This is a genomic window from Burkholderia sp. Bp8963, assembly GCF_003854275.1.
Lineage (GTDB): Bacteria > Pseudomonadota > Gammaproteobacteria > Burkholderiales > Burkholderiaceae > Burkholderia.
On record NZ_QTQP01000085.1, the window covers coordinates 1 to 18,056 of the forward strand.

At 64.2% G+C, this 18,056-nt stretch carries 19 protein-coding genes and 7 pseudogenes; 16 read left to right on the plus strand and 10 right to left on the minus strand.

What is annotated here, in order from left to right; translation table 11 throughout:
* Positions 1 to 307 precede the first annotated feature (307 nt).
* The 7 genes from DID96_RS35700 (at position 308) to DID96_RS35735 (ending at position 5,225) form a co-directional block, all read left to right on the plus strand.
* On the plus strand, positions 308 to 1,207 hold the full coding sequence (locus DID96_RS35700; RefSeq protein ID WP_311767784.1) for an antitoxin Xre/MbcA/ParS toxin-binding domain-containing protein: 900 nt from the start codon (positions 308 to 310) through the stop codon (positions 1,205 to 1,207).
* Between the two features lie 104 nt (positions 1,208 to 1,311).
* Positions 1,312 to 1,560: a hypothetical protein gene (locus tag DID96_RS35705; RefSeq protein WP_124603886.1), complete on the plus strand. Its 249-nt coding sequence runs from the start codon at positions 1,312 to 1,314 to the stop codon at positions 1,558 to 1,560.
* 420 nt (positions 1,561 to 1,980) lie between these two features.
* Positions 1,981 to 2,262, plus strand: coding sequence for a type II toxin-antitoxin system ParD family antitoxin (locus DID96_RS35715; RefSeq protein ID WP_124603887.1), 282 nt, complete (start codon positions 1,981 to 1,983; stop codon positions 2,260 to 2,262).
* Positions 2,259 to 2,579 carry a type II toxin-antitoxin system RelE/ParE family toxin gene (locus DID96_RS35720; RefSeq protein ID WP_124603888.1) on the plus strand — a complete coding sequence of 107 codons (321 nt, stop codon included), beginning with the start codon at positions 2,259 to 2,261 and terminating at the stop codon, positions 2,577 to 2,579. The genes DID96_RS35715 and DID96_RS35720 overlap by 4 nt, the downstream gene beginning before the upstream one ends.
* Before the next feature lie 758 nt (positions 2,580 to 3,337).
* On the plus strand, positions 3,338 to 3,802 hold the full coding sequence (locus DID96_RS35725; protein ID WP_124603889.1) for a hypothetical protein: 465 nt from the start codon (positions 3,338 to 3,340) through the stop codon (positions 3,800 to 3,802).
* A 9-nt stretch (positions 3,803 to 3,811) separates the two neighbouring features.
* Positions 3,812 to 4,519, plus strand: a complete 708-nt coding sequence (locus DID96_RS35730; RefSeq protein WP_124603890.1) for a P-loop NTPase — start codon at positions 3,812 to 3,814, stop codon at positions 4,517 to 4,519.
* Between the two features lie 103 nt (positions 4,520 to 4,622).
* On the plus strand, positions 4,623 to 5,225 hold the full coding sequence (locus tag DID96_RS35735) for a hypothetical protein (protein ID WP_311767785.1): 603 nt from the start codon (positions 4,623 to 4,625) through the stop codon (positions 5,223 to 5,225).
* A 48-nt stretch (positions 5,226 to 5,273) separates the two neighbouring features.
* Here the strand turns inward: DID96_RS35735 and DID96_RS35740 are convergent, their stop codons facing one another.
* Both DID96_RS35740 and DID96_RS35745 read right to left on the minus strand, forming a co-directional pair.
* A complete protein-coding gene (locus DID96_RS35740) occupies positions 5,274 to 7,499 on the minus strand; it encodes a ParB/Srx family N-terminal domain-containing protein (protein ID WP_124603892.1) in 2,226 nt (741 codons plus the stop codon).
* Positions 7,500 to 7,628: 129 nt separating this feature from the next.
* Positions 7,629 to 8,462, minus strand: a complete 834-nt coding sequence (locus DID96_RS35745; protein ID WP_124603901.1) for a DUF932 domain-containing protein — start codon at positions 8,460 to 8,462, stop codon at positions 7,629 to 7,631.
* Between the two features lie 299 nt (positions 8,463 to 8,761).
* Between DID96_RS35745 and DID96_RS39260 the strand changes: the two are divergent.
* A pseudogene (locus tag DID96_RS39260) lies at positions 8,762 to 8,975 on the plus strand (IS21 family transposase); the annotation flags it as partial.
* Positions 8,976 to 9,053: 78 nt separating this feature from the next.
* Positions 9,054 to 9,496, plus strand: a pseudogene (locus DID96_RS39265) (sigma-54-dependent Fis family transcriptional regulator); the annotation flags it as partial.
* A 90-nt stretch (positions 9,497 to 9,586) separates the two neighbouring features.
* Here the strand turns inward: DID96_RS39265 and DID96_RS39270 are convergent.
* Positions 9,587 to 10,063: a hypothetical protein gene (locus DID96_RS39270; RefSeq protein ID WP_260464143.1), complete on the minus strand. Its 477-nt coding sequence runs from the start codon at positions 10,061 to 10,063 to the stop codon at positions 9,587 to 9,589.
* Between DID96_RS39270 and DID96_RS35760 the strand changes: the two genes are divergently transcribed.
* Both DID96_RS35760 and DID96_RS35765 read left to right on the plus strand, forming a co-directional pair.
* On the plus strand, positions 9,972 to 10,310 hold the full coding sequence (locus tag DID96_RS35760; protein ID WP_260464142.1) for a BON domain-containing protein: 339 nt from the start codon (positions 9,972 to 9,974) through the stop codon (positions 10,308 to 10,310). The genes DID96_RS39270 and DID96_RS35760 overlap by 92 nt on opposite strands.
* Positions 10,311 to 10,588: 278 nt before the next feature.
* A pseudogene (locus tag DID96_RS35765) lies at positions 10,589 to 11,168 on the plus strand (DUF4142 domain-containing protein).
* 14 nt (positions 11,169 to 11,182) lie between these two features.
* Here DID96_RS35765 and DID96_RS39460 read toward each other — a convergent pair.
* Positions 11,183 to 11,362 (minus strand): hypothetical protein, encoded by a 180-nt coding sequence (locus tag DID96_RS39460; protein WP_124603894.1) that lies wholly within the window; start codon positions 11,360 to 11,362, stop codon positions 11,183 to 11,185.
* Positions 11,363 to 11,686: 324 nt separating this feature from the next.
* Between DID96_RS39460 and DID96_RS35775 the strand changes: the two are divergent.
* The 5 genes and pseudogenes from DID96_RS35775 to DID96_RS35795 all read left to right on the plus strand — a co-directional run.
* Positions 11,687 to 11,794, plus strand: a pseudogene (locus DID96_RS35775) (hypothetical protein); the annotation flags it as partial.
* 13 nt (positions 11,795 to 11,807) lie between these two features.
* A pseudogene (locus DID96_RS35780) lies at positions 11,808 to 12,089 on the plus strand (RNA polymerase factor sigma-54); the annotation flags it as partial.
* Positions 12,090 to 12,150: 61 nt separating this feature from the next.
* Positions 12,151 to 12,267 (plus strand): DUF3008 family protein, encoded by a 117-nt coding sequence (locus DID96_RS39680; protein ID WP_260464140.1) that lies wholly within the window; start codon positions 12,151 to 12,153, stop codon positions 12,265 to 12,267.
* A gap of 45 nt (positions 12,268 to 12,312) precedes the next feature.
* Positions 12,313 to 12,474 (plus strand): DUF1328 domain-containing protein, encoded by a 162-nt coding sequence (locus DID96_RS35790; protein WP_124603896.1) that lies wholly within the window; start codon positions 12,313 to 12,315, stop codon positions 12,472 to 12,474.
* Positions 12,471 to 12,857, plus strand: a complete 387-nt coding sequence (locus DID96_RS35795) for a DUF3022 domain-containing protein (RefSeq protein ID WP_124603897.1) — start codon at positions 12,471 to 12,473, stop codon at positions 12,855 to 12,857. The genes DID96_RS35790 and DID96_RS35795 overlap by 4 nt, the downstream gene beginning before the upstream one ends.
* Positions 12,858 to 12,960: 103 nt before the next feature.
* Here the strand turns inward: DID96_RS35795 and DID96_RS35800 are convergent, their stop codons facing one another.
* The 6 genes and pseudogenes from DID96_RS35800 to DID96_RS35825 form a co-directional block, all read right to left on the minus strand.
* Positions 12,961 to 13,728: an endonuclease/exonuclease/phosphatase family protein gene (locus DID96_RS35800; protein WP_260464141.1), complete on the minus strand. Its 768-nt coding sequence runs from the start codon at positions 13,726 to 13,728 to the stop codon at positions 12,961 to 12,963.
* Positions 13,729 to 13,745: 17 nt separating this feature from the next.
* A complete protein-coding gene (locus DID96_RS35805; RefSeq protein WP_124603899.1) occupies positions 13,746 to 15,899 on the minus strand; it encodes a VTT domain-containing protein in 2,154 nt (717 codons plus the stop codon).
* A 353-nt stretch (positions 15,900 to 16,252) separates the two neighbouring features.
* Positions 16,253 to 16,549, minus strand: a complete 297-nt coding sequence (locus DID96_RS35810) for a hypothetical protein (RefSeq protein ID WP_124603900.1) — start codon at positions 16,547 to 16,549, stop codon at positions 16,253 to 16,255.
* Positions 16,550 to 16,690: 141 nt separating this feature from the next.
* Positions 16,691 to 16,900 (minus strand): annotated as a pseudogene (locus DID96_RS35815) (type II toxin-antitoxin system HigA family antitoxin); the annotation flags it as partial.
* A gap of 4 nt (positions 16,901 to 16,904) precedes the next feature.
* Positions 16,905 to 17,813: pseudogene (locus tag DID96_RS35820) on the minus strand (ABC transporter ATP-binding protein); the annotation flags it as partial.
* Positions 17,814 to 17,874: 61 nt separating this feature from the next.
* A partial coding sequence (locus DID96_RS35825) for a transposase (protein ID WP_185732471.1) occupies positions 17,875 to 18,056 on the minus strand: 182 nt, incomplete at its 5' end.

The following is an 18,056-nucleotide window of genomic DNA, read 5'->3' on the forward strand; positions in this document are numbered from 1 at the left end:
TCCGCGAACGCTAGTTGCTGCTCTTTGGAGTGCTTCGTTCTCGGCTGATCGGGCGACGTCGCGGCGCATTCAGTTCCCCGTCAAGCAATCAAGCACACTTGATTCCGGTTTATGCAGAGCATCCTTAGAGCTTTGCTTGACATCTGCCCTCATTTTTGTTTAAGTAATCGCCAACAACTAATCCTTGAGACCGACGCGGCTTGTCCGTTTGGTGCGAGGAAGGAAAAGCCGGCGCAAGCCGGTTTTTTCGTTTCTGGGGGCAGATATGCAGGTCGTGTAGGGCGCGCGACGCCGCTTGCGCACGCGTGTGTTTGTCGATCGCTACAATTTTTACTACGGTTACCTCAGAGGCAGCCACGACAAATGGCTTGACCTTTATGGGCTGTTTGCCGATCACGTCCTGCCCTCGGTGCTGGTGCCTTACGAAGGTCAGCCTGCCGATTCCGAACTGCTCCCCGAGGCTATCCAATATTTCACCGCCAAGATCATTGAAAGTGTAGAAAAGGGGTCGGACTCTATTTCGTCGCAAGCGCGCTACCACACGGCGTTGCGCAAGCTGCACGGTAGCCGCGTCCAGATCATCGAAGGATACTACTCGCTGACCAAGGTCCGCGTTCCACGCATTGACGACGCAGATCCTGATCGGCAGCCGCGCGAGTGCGATCGCGTGTCCGTTTGGAAACTCGAGGAAAAACAAAGCGACGTCAACCTCGCCATCAACGCGTATCACGATGCGCTGACCGGCCAGATAGATCACGCCGTTATCGTGTCCAACGACACCGACCTGGTTCCTGCCCTGTGGATGATCCGCACACATACCCCAGTCATTATCGGGCTCGTCGTGCCCACCCGCGATCGCGCGCGTCGGCCGAATGCTGATTTGGCCAAGCACTGTCACTGGGTTCGCGACCACCTTACCGATCACGAATTGGCGGATGCCCAACTGCCTCGCGTCGTGCGCGGCGGGAAAAATGCGACAGTCAAACCAGATTCCTGGTACCCCTTTCCTGAGTTGTTCAAAGAGGCGTTAGAACTGGCCATTGGCGTCCGCGGCAGTCGCTCCGAGGCATTCAAGTGGTTCGATGCACCATCACCGTTTTTCGACGGTCTCGCGCCAATGACGCTGATGGCGACGGAGGAGGGGCTTGACCGCGTGATCGCGTACATGAAGGACTGGATCTTGAAGCACGAGACCGATGCACCCTGAGTGGCAAAGGTCGAGGACTACGAACGGGTATGTCGTGACTCCGCCGGCCGCTCTAATTCGTTCGGAAGCCGCGCCGCCCGCCAAGCCCTGAACGCAGTACCCCATTGCACAGGGAATACGGCCTGCAGACCGACGTCCTGGCGACGATTGTCACGAACACGCCCGTTGCCCCAAAGCGTGCCGGCCTGCTGACGGTGTTCGCGACGTGCACCGGCTATCACGGCGCGCGCTACTTAATGATCCGCGACGACCTCAGTGACCGGCCGCCGCATATCCTTGACGCCGACGGTCGCGATGTCTCCGCCGACTTCCGCGCCTGGATCGACGCGATCCGGCCGCCGCTCAATGTCTGACGACATCACCGACGAAACAATTTTCAACGTCGATGATGCGGGGTCCGCCTCGTTCATATTGCGCCACCCTGTAGCCCCGCTGCGGCATCCCTGGGCGAGCTCGGCTCACCAGTGACGAGGAGCGGCTCCTGGCAGGCTTCCGGGAATTGAAGGATCGGGAAAAAAGGGGCGTGTTGGCGCTGGTGGGCGCGATCAATGGAACCTTGCCGGATGATCAGGATGACGTCGAGGGCGATTGACTGCGACGCGTTCGCGCCCTTGTGAGCGGCTGTGGCAGTTGAGCGCTTGGCCCGTCGTAAATTGGGGCACTGCTTGACTTTTACGGCAACCTGCCGAGGGCGCCATCGCGCGTACGGTTCGCCGCCGACGTCCCGGAAACGGAGTAAGATTCAATAGGATTGAATCATTTTGGGGACTGCCATGCGAACCACGCGCCAATTCAGTATCACGTTGCCGAACGAGATGGCCGACATGTTGCGCGCCAAGGTCGAGGCGGGCGAGTACGCGTCGGAAAGTGAAGTCGTCCGGGATGGACTGCGGGCCTTGGCCGCGCGTGACAGGGCCGTGGAGGCATGGCTGCGGGAGACCGTAGTGCCGGCCGCCCAGGCGCTGAAGGCGGACCCGAGCCAGGCGCTGACGCCCGAACAGGTGCGGGAGCATTTGGCCCGTCGCCGCAAGGCTACCCTCAAAGCAGAAGCGTGACGTTCCGCGTCCAGTTTGCACCTACCGCTCGGGATCAACTCGCAGATCTTGAGGACTATATTGTCGAGGCGGGTTCACCAGCCTCGGCTATCCACTACGTCGATGCGATCGTCACGTATTGCACGAGCCTCGCAACTTTTCCTAAACGCGGACGGATGCGTGATGATCTCTTGTCCGGGCTACGCATCACCCATTACCGCGGTCGGACCGTGATCGCATTTCATGTCGACGATGAAACACAGGCGATTTCCATCGTCGGCATTTTCTATGGTGGGCAGGACTACGAGTCTCACCTGCTGACCGACACCGACGACTGAGCGTCCGTGGTCCGAGCGACCGTCACCGATGGTCGATATTCGGTGCGCACGGCGCCCAAAACCGGCGCAAGCCTATCCTGCAATCCCTTCTTTTCGTGTCTTCAAGGTTGTTGCTCTCAAATCCCGTGAGCATGGCGGATCGTGGTTACGCAGATAGATGGCCTACTCCCTGCAAAACACGATGCCCGTTGGCGCAGGAAAACCACGCGACTCGCGCAATAAAATGAACCACTCTCAGCGAAAGGCAAGAAGGGCGCGTGGACACAACTTCGAGCCCTCGTGCAAATCAGTTGATCACTCGACGCAAGAAGACTAAACACCGAACGCAGCATGCAAGAATGGCCCTGCCGTGCTTTGCGCAAAAAGTGGCTGCGCCAATTCGCGAGGGTGTCGGCGCTCGCGCAAATTAAATGAGTTGGCCTCGACGTGTATGTGCAGGAAAATCGCGTCGGCCGTGTATGTCGTGGCCAGTGCCGTGATCATCGCCCGATATGATCATGAGCGTCCGATTTCAAAGGCAGTTCGTTACCAGCGGACAGTGATCGTTCGTTCGATCGGAGGCGCCGCGTCGATGCCGATCTATGCGCGCTAACAAAGGTCTGTTGCCAACGCACGATGGTGTAAAAAAATTTTCGATTCCGGGCAATTCCGGCTTGTTCCGGTGCGTTCCGATCACTTGAACTGAGCCAATTCTCGGGCGTTGACGGCAGTGATTCCCGCCAGCAAGATGGAACGAAGGCAATGCGTTGAGGCAGATCATGCCGGTCGTGAAGCGCTTTACTCAAGCCCAATGGGACGCTGCGGCTCGCCGTCTCGACGCGCTGCCGGAAAAGCCTGCGCACGAGCATCGCGTCAACGTGCGCGATGCTGTGAAGTCGATGCAAGCTCAGATCAGCGGCGCACAACGAAAAGGGTACACGCTGGAAGAGATCGTCCAGCAACTGGCGCAGGAGGGCGTGGACATCAGCGCCAGTACGTTGCGATACGCGATGAAACGCACTACGAAAGAAAGCAAGTCTGAGCCCGTAGGCCAGACCATCTCGACGGCTCCGACGATCGCATCGCGTCGTGCCAAGAAATCCAACCCGACGAGGCCGTCACGCGTGGACGGCACAGGGAAAGAATCTGAGCGGGGTCGGGGAAAGGCGGTAACCAGGCCGGGGGCAATGGTGATTCAGGACGCGTTCTCGTTCGAGATCACGCCCGATACCGAAAACCTGTAGAGGGCGCATATGGCAACGACGTACCCCATTTATCTGGTTGGCGGAAGCAAGGGTGGTGTGGGCAAGAGTTTTGTCTCGCTCGCGCTGGCTGACTACATGCAACGGCATGATGTCCCGGTCGCGCTGGTGGAAACCGATACGTCCAATCCCGACGTGATGAAATCCGTCCAGGACGAGATGCATTGCATTGCCTATGACCTGGACGAGGCGGACGGCTGGATCGGTCTGGTCAACTTCTGCGACGAACGCCGGGACGCCGCCCTCATCGTGAACACAGCAGCGCGCAGTCAAACGGGTGTCGCCCGCTTTGGCACCACGCTCGCGGATACGCTAGGTGAACTTGGGCGCCAGCTCGTCGTGCTGTGGGTGATCAACCGGCAGCGCGACAGCCTCGAATTGCTGCATGCCTTCAGTTTGACCTTTCCCAACGCCGTCACGCATGTGGTGCGAAACGGCTATTTCGGTGCGCCCGACAAGTTCACGTTGTATCAGGCGTCGCAACTTCGCAAGAGCATTGAGGCACGAGGGCATTCGATCGATTTCCCGGAATTGGCGGATCGCGTGGCGGATGAGCTTCGTAGTCGGCGGATGTCAATCCGCAAGGCATCGGAAACAATGCACATCGGGGAGCGGGCGGAGCTGCTGCGCTGGCGGCGTCTGTGCGACACGATGTTCGCGAAGGTGATCAGCACCGACGGGGCCGCCCATGAGACGTAGACGATCGCAATCAGTCGATTCATTCACCCGCCTGTTTCACGATGTGTCTGGCGATGTCCCGGACGAAGCCAGTCTGGCCCGGATGCGTCGGGTGTCGAGTGTCTTGAACCTGCAGGACAATGACGCGCTCTGGTCGATTATCGTCGTGCTCGAATACTACGCGCGTCTGTATGAGGCGATGCCCGAACGTATCCGGTGGGCGAGCGAGGGCAGCCTCGAAGCGGCGCGCCGTGAAGTTGGCGGCGCGACCGATGCGCTGATGCAACAACACCGCGACGCGCTCGATCGGTGCAAGACAACGATCCAGTTGGCGGAAAATCTGATACAGGAACACGAGGCGCGGTACCGGGCTGCGTTGGCGAATCTCAATGAGACGGCACTGACAGCCTTGACGGCACGCATGGCCAGTCAGGTTGCGCGCGCGGCCGGTAATCGAATGATTGGGGCGGCTGCGATGTCCGGGCGCGAGCAGCGTGAACGATTGGATGAGGCAATCGACGCGGTGGCGGCGCGGACGGAGGCGATGGCCACCGAGATGGAGCGGCGTTTTGCACGCTCGATGCGCCGCCTAATGCTGGCGGGCGGTGCTGTCCTCTGCCTGATGCTGCTGGTCGCCGGCGGGTGGGGGGAAGGACGAATGGGTTGTCATTCGGCGGGCGCGGATTGTCGCGCGACGCAGCTTCGGCAGGCAGACGGCAAACCCTGACGGGTGTTGCCGTCTGCGGTGCCGCGTCATCGGCACGAGCGGGGAAGATTACGCGTCGTGTGAGTCAGCTTGCTCCGTATTGAGCGTGGCGGAAGTCGGGAAGGGCCACGGTGGCGGTTCGCTGCGGGTAGTAGACGGCGCTTGCGCATCAAGAGGGGCGTTGTTGACGTGCGCGTTGCCGTCGCTTGAATTCGGTTCGGCATTCTCGTCATCCGGCGTGCCCTCGCCATCATTCTCGACGTTGGCGTCGTCCTCATCGTCGTCGTCGCGGACAGCCCACGAGGGCGTCGCCGGAATCTGGCGACTGGTGAGGATTTCCGGGACCCATGCGACTTTAGCGAGGCGCAGTTCGGCGGCGGCAGCAGCGTCGGCCTTTTTCATCATCGCAAGGTTGGCAGCGACTTTCGGGGACACCGCACCGGACACGACTTGCGCGATGCGGGCCTTGCTGACATGATCGAAATACGTGGCCCGGGTCGGGGTCCAGTACCGTGTCATGTCAAGGTTCAGTGCGTCCGCGAGTGCGTTGATCGCATGTGGCTTTTCGTCGCCTGCGATGCCGTCAAGCAGCGTGCCGGTACAGAATGCAAGCAGGTCGAGCAGGGTCGTGTGCGCATCCTGCCTGATCAACCACGGCAGCAGATCGGCCCGGTTCACCGGTAGTTCCGCGATCCAGCGCGTGCGCTGCGTCTCGATGGCGTTCCACGCCGGGCTGACAGGCAGCTCGTCTGCCGCGCTCAGCAGGGTATCGTGATTGTTTTTGCCGGACAGCGCCAGATAGTCCGGCGCGGATGAATAGCCATAGTGCTCGGGCAGCGCCTGAGGGATCAGATGTCGCAACAGGGCCGCGAGCGCGACGGCGGGCTGGGCGACCAGTTCCGCGTGGATGGCGGCGGTGCGGTGCGCGCTCAGCCGCTGACAGAGCTTCGCGCTGTGGACGGGCTTGACCTTCGAAGCCGACGTGTCCGGGGCTTCGGCGTCAGGTGTGCCGGTCACGCTCGCGCCTGCCGCGTCGAGTGCTGCGCTGTTCTCGCCGCGCACGAGACCGCGCTCGATGATCAGTTCGCCCTGCGGGCCGACGAGCACGAACGCGCCAGCCTCGGCCATTTGCGGCGCCTCCCACACCGCGGCGCGACTTTCGAGTGCGCGGATCGCGGTGCTGACCTGCTCGATTTCGGCGTCGAGGCGTTCAGCGTCCGCGTAGGCATCTTCGTCGTCCTCAGGCAGCGCGTCGAGCCTGTCGGTCAGTTCGTCCCGCTGCGCGGTGAGCGCATCGATTTCATGCTGCTCGTCGTCGGTGTACGGACGCTGGACCGGGCGCAGTCTGCCGTAACGATTCAGTTCGAGCACATCGCGCTCGACGCGCGTTTCGATCCAGCCCCAACCCTCGGCTCGCACATCCTCGGCGGCCGCGTCGAGCTTGTGTGCGACGAGGCGCTGCAACAGCTCGGCGTCGGCAATATAGCCCGCATTCTCATCGTCGCTGAAGAGATCGCGACGCACATATCCGCCTGCTGCCTCGTAGGCGGCCAGACCAACGAAGCGCACGAGACGACTGCGGCTCGCGTCGATTTCGGCGTGTGTGATCGCCTGTCGCAGATAGTGCGGTTGACGCTGCCACTCGTTGGCCTCGAACCACAGATGCTCTTGCGTGTCGTGGTCATCCGCAAGGGCGAGCGCGGCCAGCTGGTCGAGCGTGATCGCGTCCTCGCGCAGCAGCGTGAGCAGTTTGGGCGACACATTGGCGAGCTTCATGCGCCGTTTCACTGTGATGGGCGAGGCGGAAAAGAGCGCGGCGATGTAATCGACGCTGCGGCCTTCGGCGGCCAGCATCCGGTAGGCGCGCAGCACATCGAACGGATCGAGGCCTTCGCGCTCGCTGTTCTCGATCAGCGAAATGGCGAGCGCTTCGCCTTCGCTGACGATGCGCACGGGCACCGGATAGTCGGCGGCGATGTGCTTCTGCTCGAACAACAGATCGAGCGCGGCTTCGCGACGCTGGCCCGCGCAGACACCATATTTGTGCTGCTTGCCGCGCGAGGCCTTGAGCTCATGGACCACGAGGTTTTGCAGCAACCCTTTCGCACGAATATTGGCGGCAAGTCCCGGAATTCCCGAAAGGGATTTCGTGCGGACGTTCAGCGGCGAGCGCCGCAGGCTGGAATACGGCACGTTCACGATCGGCTGCTCGTTGCCGAAGTGCGTTTCGAGTGCGGTTGCGGATTCGACGGCGTCAACGTCGGTGGTGACGGTTTCGACAGTTTGGGCTTGCATGATCGACTCCAGAGAGTTGGAAAGAAAATGCCGGGCCGGTGCGGTAGGTATGCGCCGGGACGTGACCCGACAGGCGTCGTGGCGCATAGCCGAGAGCCGGGGCGGCGTCGCTGCGCCGCCCCCGGGGCGTTACGCCTTCATCTGGCGCATCGCGTCCGCGAGCATCCACAGGGCGCGGTTAAGCTTCACGTTCTGGTCGATGCCGGTGATCGGACGCGTGGACATCGCGCGGCCCGAGCGCGCGCGTCCGTGCAGGCCGCCCTTGGTGAGGTTTTCCTGTACGCGATTAAAGACGGTCCAGAGGTCATCGCGGCGATCCTCGAAGCGGCGTGGGGCCAGCAACTGGGTCTCCGTGATGGGCGCGGGGGCTTCGGTGTCGGTCGGGTCGTAGCGCAGCGCGAGCGCTGAGCGCGCGAATGCCTGTTGTTCGTCACGATCGAGCGTGACGGTGCGCATGCCGTCCTTCTGCTCGCGGATCAGGTCGAAGCCGTCGAGCACGTCGAACGCGCCGTCGATCACGTTCTGGACGATGTTGCCCTTGTGCGGCACGCGGATATCGGCGATGTTCTCGCCCGCGACCATGCCGTTCTGGCAGACAAACCGGAATGTGCCCGCGAGCATCTGATAACTGCTCGTGCCATCGTGCGAGTTCAGCAGCACGATTTCGTCGGCCTCGTCGCCGGTGATCTGGTCGGCATGCCGAAGCCGGAGCATATGCTTGGTGAATTCGCGCTTGCCGGAATCGCGCACGCGGGTCTGACAGACCATGAATGGCTGGAAGCCTTCGTTGCGCAGGCCGCGCAGCACATCGATGGTCGGAATGTAGGTGTAGCGCTCCGAGCGGCTTTCGTGCTTGCAGTCCGCGAAGATGGAAGGGGCAACGCGGTGAATCTGGTCGTCCGACAGGGGCGAGTCAGCGCGCAGCATCGGGGCGCTGTAATGAAAGGAGGAAGCGAGTCGCATGACAGTCTCCACAGTCAAGGTTGAGGACCTGAACCGGGCGAGAGGAGGCGCCTTGCCGTTGCGGCTGGACACCTCCCGGTGGAACTCGGGGTTGGCTTTGCCGCCGCCTGGCTCCCGGGTTACCGCCCGTGCGACTCGAGGAGCCGATAGCGAGCGGGCGTCAAGGAAAAAGGCGAGGGAGGGGTGCGGGCAACACGGTCCCTCGCCCCTTGATGCCCGCTCGCTATCGGCTACGGTCGCGGGTCAAGGGCGGAAACCCGGGAGTCGGGTGCATGCCATGCCTCGGGTTGACCGGGCGAAGAGGCCTGCGGTACGCCGGCTGCTACGGCTGCGTCAGCGCGTTTGTTCGCCGCTGGCAAGAGCAGTAGGCCGAGGCGCAAGGCGCACGTGTCGCTCGCGTTCGAGCTCGGCGAGGCATTCCAGTTTGACCGGAGTTGCGAATACACCTTCATCGGTGGCCTTCGCCGACGCTTGGAAGTCGCGCACGTTAAGCTGAACGCCAGCCGGGTTTTCTGACTGGCGGCCTACCGCGCGCGGCTCGTGTGATACATCGCGACGTCGACCGCGCCGGGCGGCGCAAGCAACGGGAAGATACCGCCGCTCAGGGAGCGCTGCGATGACATTCCGATGCTGGTCGACGCATTCCTGCAGCGATTCGACGAGGAAAGCGGCCGCAACGTGCGCTTCGCACCGGCCGCGCGCGAAGCGTTGAAAACGTATGGATGGCTCGACAACGTGCGTGAAATTCGCAACTTCGTTTAGCGCGCGTACATCGTCAGCGACACCGACGTGATCGAAACGCTGCCGCCACCGATCATCGAAGAAGTGTCAACGATGGCCGACGTGCAGGAAGATCAGGTCATCGTACCGATCGGCGAAGGCGACCGACGCCTGATTCTCGGCACGCTTGCACAGTGCGGCGGCGTGAAGGCCCAGCGGCCGAGATGCCGGACGTCAGCGTGAAGACGATCACCAACCGGCTCGCGCAGCTCGGCGCCGACGATCCGGACAAGCGGGAACAGCCGGACAAGTGACGATGCGGCCGTCGAGCTCGTGCTATCGCGCTGCAGTGTCGGGCCGCCTCGATCATGCGGCGTCGCAGTACGTGAAGACATTTGCGTGCGTCACGTCGACCGGCGCGGAGGCATCGCCTGATGCAATCGATCTTTTAGTTGGTGAACGCAGCCGAGCGTGGCACGGCAGCCATTTCTTCGGCGAACTGACGGCCGTCGTCGAACGCCACATTCAAACGGCGTATCCCGCACACGACGCGCGGAGGCGCACTGCATGCCGAAGAAGTTGCAACGCGTTTGGCGAATCGGCGTTCGATCGTCTCCGCCCATTGTGGCGAGGTGCGGTGAGACGCGGCGCGCGCGCATGCGGCACGCGAATTGCGGCAGAGCCAGCAAGCGGCACGATGCCGGCTCGACGAAAGGGGGCACGATGAATGCCAGACAGTTGCAAGCATGGTCCGCATGGCTGAAGCGCCATCCGGCGAAACGGCTTGGCATGACGGTCACGATCACAGCGGCGGCATTTTGCGCCGCCGCGTCGCCGAGCGTGATGGCGGCCGGCGACGACGGTTCGGCTTCGTCATCCATGTCGTCGTTGGCAAAGACGGCCGGCACGAAGATCCGCGACGCCACGATCACGACCAAGGCGAAAGCTGCGCTCGTCGGCACGAACGACCTGAAGTCAGGCGACATCCACGTGAAGACGCGGCACGGCAACGTCGTGTTGACCGGCAGCGTGCCCGACTTGCACCAGCGCGCGCTCGCGGTCAACACCGTGCAGCAGGTCGAGGGCGTACACGAGGTGCGCAACCAGCTCACGATCCGCGCGAGGTGACGCAGGCGCCGGACAGGCGTTCGTTCGTGAATGGCCTGCTGAAACCGGCTGTCGAGCAGACGATTGTAATGACCAGTGCGACTCGCGCCAACGGGTTGCCGCCAGCAGGGGCGACGTGCGAAGGCGCGTACCGCGCGCAGTACGCGTGGTGATCAATGGCTGAGAACGCATTCCCGATCATGAATACAGCGCGCCGGCGTACGTGTCGACGGAACTTGGATGGCTAATGGCGGCTGCTGCCGTCACGCAAGGAGATATCAAATGATCACCATCAGCAGATCGCAGTGCTGGCCATCGGCGCGCTGTGCTCGGCTGCCGCGCACGCGCAATTGCCGAACGGACCGCCCGCATCAAATACGCAGGTCCCGCCCGAAATTATCAAGCCGGCACCGGGCCCCAACGACGCACGGATCGGCAAGCAGCCGCAAGGCGTCGACGCGGAATTCGTCGACCGTGCCTGGCTCGCCGACGCGAGCCAGGTGCAGGCGGGCCAGCTAGCGCCTGAGAAATCGACGTCGCCCGACGTTCGCGCGTTCGCGAAGCAAATGGTAGGTGATCACAGCAAGGAGAACGAACGGCTGCGTGATCTCGCTGTGCGCGGGCGTACCGGCGCAAACGGTCAGGGCCATCGATCCGGGCGTCGAGGCGCTGCGCGGCAGAAACGGCCGTGACTTCGACACCGCATATGTCGCCGCTGCCGGCCCGGACGCTCATCGCGAAGCGATCCGGGTGTTCGAGCACGAGGCGCGCGATGGCAAGGATCCCGATCTGCACGCGTTCGCGAAGACAACGCTGCCGACCCACAGACATCATCTTTCGGCCGCGCAGGCGCTCGAACGAAAGGTCGGCGCGCAATGAGCATTCGCGTGTTGCTAGGCCTCATGCGCGAAATTCGCGAAGCGATCGGCCACTAGTTCGACGCGCATGCAGTGCCGTTTCATATCGAAGATCACCCGGCAGGCGTGCTGCAGATCGGCTTTCAGGCCGGCGGCCACGCAGCCGCGGTGATCGTGGCGTTTGACGAGGATGCGTTCACCGCGTTCGAGCCGCAATCATCGATATCGCGCACGGCGACGGCAAGCGCACGGAGCACGTGATCCGCTTCGAGCGGATTGACTGAACCGGCGTGCGCGTTGCGCGACGTTCCGTGCGTCGCCCGTTGCGACGCGCGGCGTGCCACACCGCATCGCTGCGCGCGTCATGCCTGGCCCCGTTGTAAAAAACGCATGGTTTCACGCAAAGCAGAAGGGTACGAACCTGCGTTGCAAATGGTCGCGTCGTAGCCGGTGCGATTGGCACGGATGTTGCGGGTCTTCGCATACGGAAGCGAAGAGCGACAACGGGGACCGCACATGTCCGTGACGGTTTCACTTCAAATGCGGCAGCATCTGGCACATACGCCACGGCTTCAGCAGTCGCTGCACCTGTTGCAGTTGTCATCGCTCGAATTCCAGCAAGAGCTGCGGCAGGCGCTCGACACGAATCCGTTTCTCGAAGATGAACAAGTATATGGCGACGCCGCACGGCACCTTCGCGTTTACGCACTTCTTCCCGCGCCGGCTCGAAGCGGCGGGGAAGGGCACAGGGTCGGCTGCCGCCGCGAAGGGGCTTCCGCGCGACATGATCGCCGCCGAACAGCTTACCAACCCGCTGTCGGACGTCGCGCTGGCGCAATGTCTCGCGGGCCGAGGCATCCTGCTTGCGCGCCGCACCGTCACCACGTACGGCCAGACGATGAAGATTCCGACCGCCGATCTAGGGCGAAGCGATCCGGCATGACGATTGCGAACGTTCCGGAGCGCGCCGCGTCGTGCTTGCGGCAAAGTGAGGCCAGACGAAAGTGAACGATCTCAAGCCGCCGGCTCAGTCGATGGTCGGCGCGATGAGCGAACGGCAGCTCGAGGGGCTGGCCGCCAGGCCGACGCAAGGCAAACCGAAACACCAACACGGTTCGTGACCGGCGGTGCTCAGCGTCGACGGTCGCCACTCACCGGAGGACACCATGCTGCGATATGCACTCGTCTTCTTCATCATCGCGATCGTCGCGGCGCTCTTCGGGTTCGGCGGGATCGCGGCCGGCGCGGCCGAGATCGCAAAGGTCCTGTTCTACCTGTTCGTCGTGATCTTCCTCGTCACGCTCGTGTTGGGTGCGGTGCGACGATGACGGCCGCAACCGACCTGTCGCAGCGCGTCGCCGAGCTCGAGCACGCGCTCGCGAACGGCTTTCCGTCACAGTCGACCGTCGTCGTGCACGCGGACGATGCGTCTGGCCGGTGCGCGATCCAGGTCTCGTGGGTGCGTGAACCGACGGCCGAGAGCGCACGCGAATGGCGCTGCGCGGTCGACCTCGTGCTGGTCCGCGACGTGCTGACGCGCTATGCGACGCTCGACGCGTCCGACCGCCTGCGCGTCAGGACCCATCTGTGCGACGTCGCGCGGCGCGCAGTAGATGAGCGCAAGCCTCGAATTGGGGAAGCGATGATCGACTGCAGCGTGACGATCGACGTGACGGCCGACATGCTCGACGACGCGCTGCGAGATGCGTGACATCGCACGTTCCGCACGTTCATTCTGCATCTGCGCGATGGCTGCCACGCCCCGTCGAAGCGGTCGGTTCGGATGATGAGTCCGGTCGTACCGGGCCGATCATTCAGTTACCCGTTGCGCGCGTACCCGCACTCTCTGTCACGCGAATGCGTGCGACGAGCGGGTAGTGGTCCGACGCGCAGCGTGCGCGCGTGCTGCGGTGCACCGCGACATCGACCAGCCACTCGCCGGGATGGACCCAGATCCGGTCCAGCGAGAACAGCGGGCACAACGTCGGAAACGTGCGCGGCGCCGGTGCGCGTCGGAAGTGCGTGACCAGTGCGCGCAGCGCGCGGCCGTGCACGAACCATTCGTTGATGTCGCCGAGCAGGATCACGGGCATCGCGCTCGTGTCGAACGCGGCGAGCAGGCGCGCGACCTGCGCGCTGCGCTCGATCGCGGAGAGTCCGAGATGGGTCGCGACCACCCGGATCAGGCCGACGCCGCAATCGATGTCCGCGTCGAGTGCGCCGCGCGGCTCGCGGCGGCGAAACGACAGGTCGAGCGAGCGCGCGGCGCGGATCGGGAACCGCGACAGCACTGCATTGCCGTAGCGCCGTTCAGGCGTGTCGATCGTCGCGCCGGACACCGCATTCAGTCCGGTCGCCATGCGCAGGTGCGCGAGCACGTCGGGCCCGCGCGCGCCACCGAGCGGCACCTCTTGCAACGCGATGACGTCCGCGTCCAGTTCGTCGAGCACGGCGGCGATGCGATCGGCGGCGCGCGCATGCCAGTCGCCGAGACCGCCGCGGATGTTGTACGTCGCGATTCGCAGGTCGCGCGCGCTCGGCGACGCGCACCGCAAGCGTGCCGCGCCGGCATCATCGGGCATTCCAGTCGCGCGCGAATTCATCGCCACCGCCTGAGAAGCCGCACCAGCAGCACCGACACGTCGACGAGCGCGACACCGATCGCCGCGAGCCACGCGAATGCGGCCGCCGCCGGATGGCTGATTGCTGCACCGAGCTGACGCGCAAACATGAGGGTGAGCAGCATGCCGGGCAACATGCCGAGTGCAGTGCCGATGAGATAATCGCGCAGCCCGATATGGGACGCGCCGGCAACCAGATTGACGGCGGTAAATGGCGCGATCGGCAATAACCGCACCAGCGCCATCGCGACCACGCCGCGCCGGCCGATGCGTTCGCTCAGGCGGTTCGCCCGCGCGCCGGCGAGCCGTCGCACCGCGTCCCGCCCGAGCCATCGGCCCGCGCCGTAGGTTGTGGCGGCGGCCGCGAGGGTGCCCGTGGCCGCATACGCGAAGCCCGGCCACACGCCGAACACGAGCCCCGTGACGATAATCAGCAACATGATCGGCACGCAAAGCATCGCCGCCACCACATAGCCCAACAGCAGGATCGCCGGCGCGGCGGGCAGACCAGCGATCCGCATGCCGATGTGCGTGAGCGATGCGACGCTCACGTGCTCGCGCAGCGGCGAGAAGCGCCACGCGGCCGTGAGCCCGGCGATCAGCAGCACGCACGCGCCGAGCGCAAGAAAGCGCGCGGTGAGCGTGCGATGCTGATCCCGCGGCACGAATTCATGCATGAGCCGATCCGCGTCGATCGGCTGTTCCGGATCGAGCCATGCGCTGACGGGCACAAGCGCGTCGAGCTGCGGGCTGACCTCGGGATCCAGCGGCCGCAGCGTGCGCCCACGCCGGGTGCGTAGCCGGTCGATCGCGTCGTTCGGCCGGCCCGCGCGTGCGAACGCATCGGCCACCCGCTCGACCGTGACGCCGAGATGCTCGGCCAGCAAGCGGTTGCGCGTGCGTGCGATCGCCGCCCGCACGCGCGGCTCGCCCGCGGCGGCGAGCGCGACGCTGCATTCGGTGTCGAGCAGCATCGAGCGATTGTTGAGGTTTGCGCTACCGATCACCAGACACTCGTCATCGACGATCATCACCTTGCTGTGAACGTTCATGCAGCCGTTCGTGAGCCCGTCGACGTGCGGATACAGCAGCCGATAGTGGCCGCGGCGGTCGGCGTTGGAGAGTGTCGCGTGCAGGCGCGCGCGCAGCACGCCCATCGTCGCTTCCTGCAGCCAGCCGCGGTGACAGCGCGGTGCAACCACCGTCACGTCCGGCGGGTCGGTGCCTGCGAGGCGCGCGGACAGCGCCTCGCGCACGACTGCGGCGGTGAAGTACTGGTTCTCGACGTACAGATGCCGCCGCGTCGCACGGATCGCGTCGCCGACGAGCGCGCGAATCTGCCGGACCGGCGCGTGGCCGCGATGGCGCGGCGCCGTGTAGGCGATCCCGAGGCGCACGTCGCGCACGTCGACGGGCGCATCGGGGGGCCACGGATCGCCGCCGCCGCCGCGACGCTGTGCGGGGATCGCGACCCGGCGTCCGCGCGCGCCGAGCCAGCGTGCGCGAACGTGTTTGCCGATCGCGGCAGCTGCGTCGCCGTCGAACATCGCCTGCACGTCGTGAAACGGCCCGTACGGCGTGCCGCCGGGGTCGCGGCGTCGAGGTTCGTCGGCCGCGTGCGCGGGCGTGTCCCAGCGCGATCGCGTGAGGTCGAGCCCGCCGACGAAGGCAAGCCGGTCGTCGATCACGACGAGCTTCTGGTGATGCGACGCGCCGCGCGGATGCGTGCCGTCGAGCTGGAACACGATGCCGTGGTGCGGTCGCCAGCCTTTGCGGGACGCGGGCGGCCACTCGCGCTCGAGCGCATAGATCATCGCGAAGTCCCATACGAGGATATAAATGCGCAGGCTCGAGCGAGCAGCGGCGAGCGCCTGCAGAAACGCCGCGAGCGGCTCCGGATACCCGTCGTTCGCGCCGCCGGGAACGAGCCGCATCCGGCTGTCGATATCCCAGCCGACGATGAACACTGTGTGGCGCGCGCGCGTGAGCGCGGCGCGCAGCGTCGCGAAATACGCGTCGCCGTCGACGAGCGTCGCAAAGCGGTCTGCGTGACGGATCACGTCGCAGTTGCGGCCGCGCTCGAGCATCCCGTAGCGATCGGGTATCAGCCGCGCGTCGGTTCGGATCTGCATCGCCAACTGGCTTGTATCGAGACCCAAAGGCGGGTCGCCGCGGAGCACGCGACTCGCCTTGACGATGTGTCGGGCCGAGGATGTCCGTGCGATTGCAGGTAACGGATGACCGCAGCCGTGCGATGAAGTTGCCATGTCATGCCGTCAGCAATTGGCGTTCCAGCTCTGTGGTCCCGGGCCGATGGCATGGATATGCTTCCGCAATACTGGCGTTTTGTAAAAAGGCGCAGGCCCGATCGGATTCGCAGGACGAACCGACGTCGGATATTTGCCGCGCAGCGCGAAGTTCGCAAAGAGGGGGCGCACCCGTCGCACAACGCGAGCAGGCGTGCCACATCGCTTAACGCCGGGTGTCAGTATTCGTGACGTTCGTGATCCTGATCATGTCGGTGCGCGTGTTCGCGGTCGTGCCACGGGTCACGGTCATGCGGATGACGATGCATCCATTCGTCGTGCTCCCAATAGCGGTGGCCGTCCCAGTAGCGGTCGCCGTGCCAGCCGAGCGTGATTTCCACCCCTGGGGCCGGCTCTTCGTACCTCGGTTGCGGTGCGACGTAGACTTGCGCGAAAGTCGCGCTGGCCGTGATGAGTGGGGTGCCTGCTGCGAGCGTCATCAGCATCGAGCGCATTGCATTTGTCATGTATTTCATCGTGTACCTCCATCAAACAACCGAAATGGAGCACGGTTTGTACCTGGGCACCGTGGCGCACGTTTCGCTCGCTATCTCGAGAAAGCCTCCGTTGCTGTTTCGCGGCAGTCAAGATCCCGTGCGGACGTCCACAAGCGAGCAACCGTCGCGGGTCGGAAACTTGATCGCCTCGATTGGGCTCGGCGCATGCAGAGGGAAATGATCGGCCTCGTAGCGCTCGATTAGGATCGACAGAATTTCCAATTGATCGCCTTCGGGGGTGCCCGGATCCGGATCTGCGTCGACGAGCGCAGACACCACCTTCAGCGTGGCCTTGTAGTCTGACTCGGTTCGGATAGGGTGAATGTCCATTTCGTTACTCCATTTCCACAGCTGCGGTCTCCCCGAGAAACCCGCCGCTCTGATGCGCCCACGGCGCCGCATAGATGCCACCCGCCTGTAGCAGTTGCTGGTGCGTGCCTTCCTCGACGATCCGGCCTTCGTCGAGCACGATCAGCCGGTCCATCGCGGCGATCGTCGACAGCCGGTGCGCGATCGCGATCACCGTCTTGCCGCCCATGAGCGTGCCGAGGCTGTGCTGGATCGCGGCTTCGACCTCGGAGTCGAGCGCGCTCGTCGCCTCGTCGAGCACGAGGATCGGCGCGTCCTTCAGCATCACGCGCGCGATCGCGACGCGCTGCCGCTGGCCGCCCGACAGCTTCACGCCGCGCTCGCCGACCTCGACGTCGTAGGCGTTGCGCCCGTGACGATCCCTCAGGCGTTCGATGAAATCCGTGGCCTCGGCCCGCACCGCCGCGTCGTGCAGTTCCGCTTCGCTCGCGTCGGGCCGCCCGTAAAGGATGTTCTCGCGCATCGTGCGATGCAGCAGCGACGTGTCCTGCGTGACCATGCCGATTGCGCCGCGCAGGCTGTCCTGCGTGACGTGCGCGATGTCCTGCCCGTCGATGCGGATGTGGCCGCCGCCGACGTCGTAGAAGCGCAGCAGCAGGTTGACGAACGTGGACTTGCCCGCGCCGGAACGGCCGATCAGGCCGATGCGCTCGCCGGGCCGGATCACGAGGTTCAGGCCGTCGAACACCGGCTTCGCGTTCTCCTCGTGCGAGAAGCGCACGTTGTCGAACACGATCTCGCCGCGGCGCACCGCAAGCGGCCGCGCGTCGCGCGCATCGACGACGCCGCGTACTTTGGTTAACGTATGAATGCCGTCCTGGATCGTGCCGAGGTTCTCGAACAGCCCGGTTATCTCCCACATCACCAAATGTGCGGGAAGCCCCGGAGTTCAATCCGGGGTCGAGAGCACGGACGCCGCGGGCGTTCTTTAGGCCTTAGTGCGGCGATTGCTGGCCCTCAATGTACTTCCTCAAAATCTCGATGGGCGCGCCTCCGCACGACGCGGCGAAGTACGACGGCGACCATAGCACGCCACGGCGCTTGAGCCACGGGTGGAAATCGCCGAACTGCTGCCGCAGCATCCGGCTCGATACGCCCTTGAGCGACGCGACAAGTG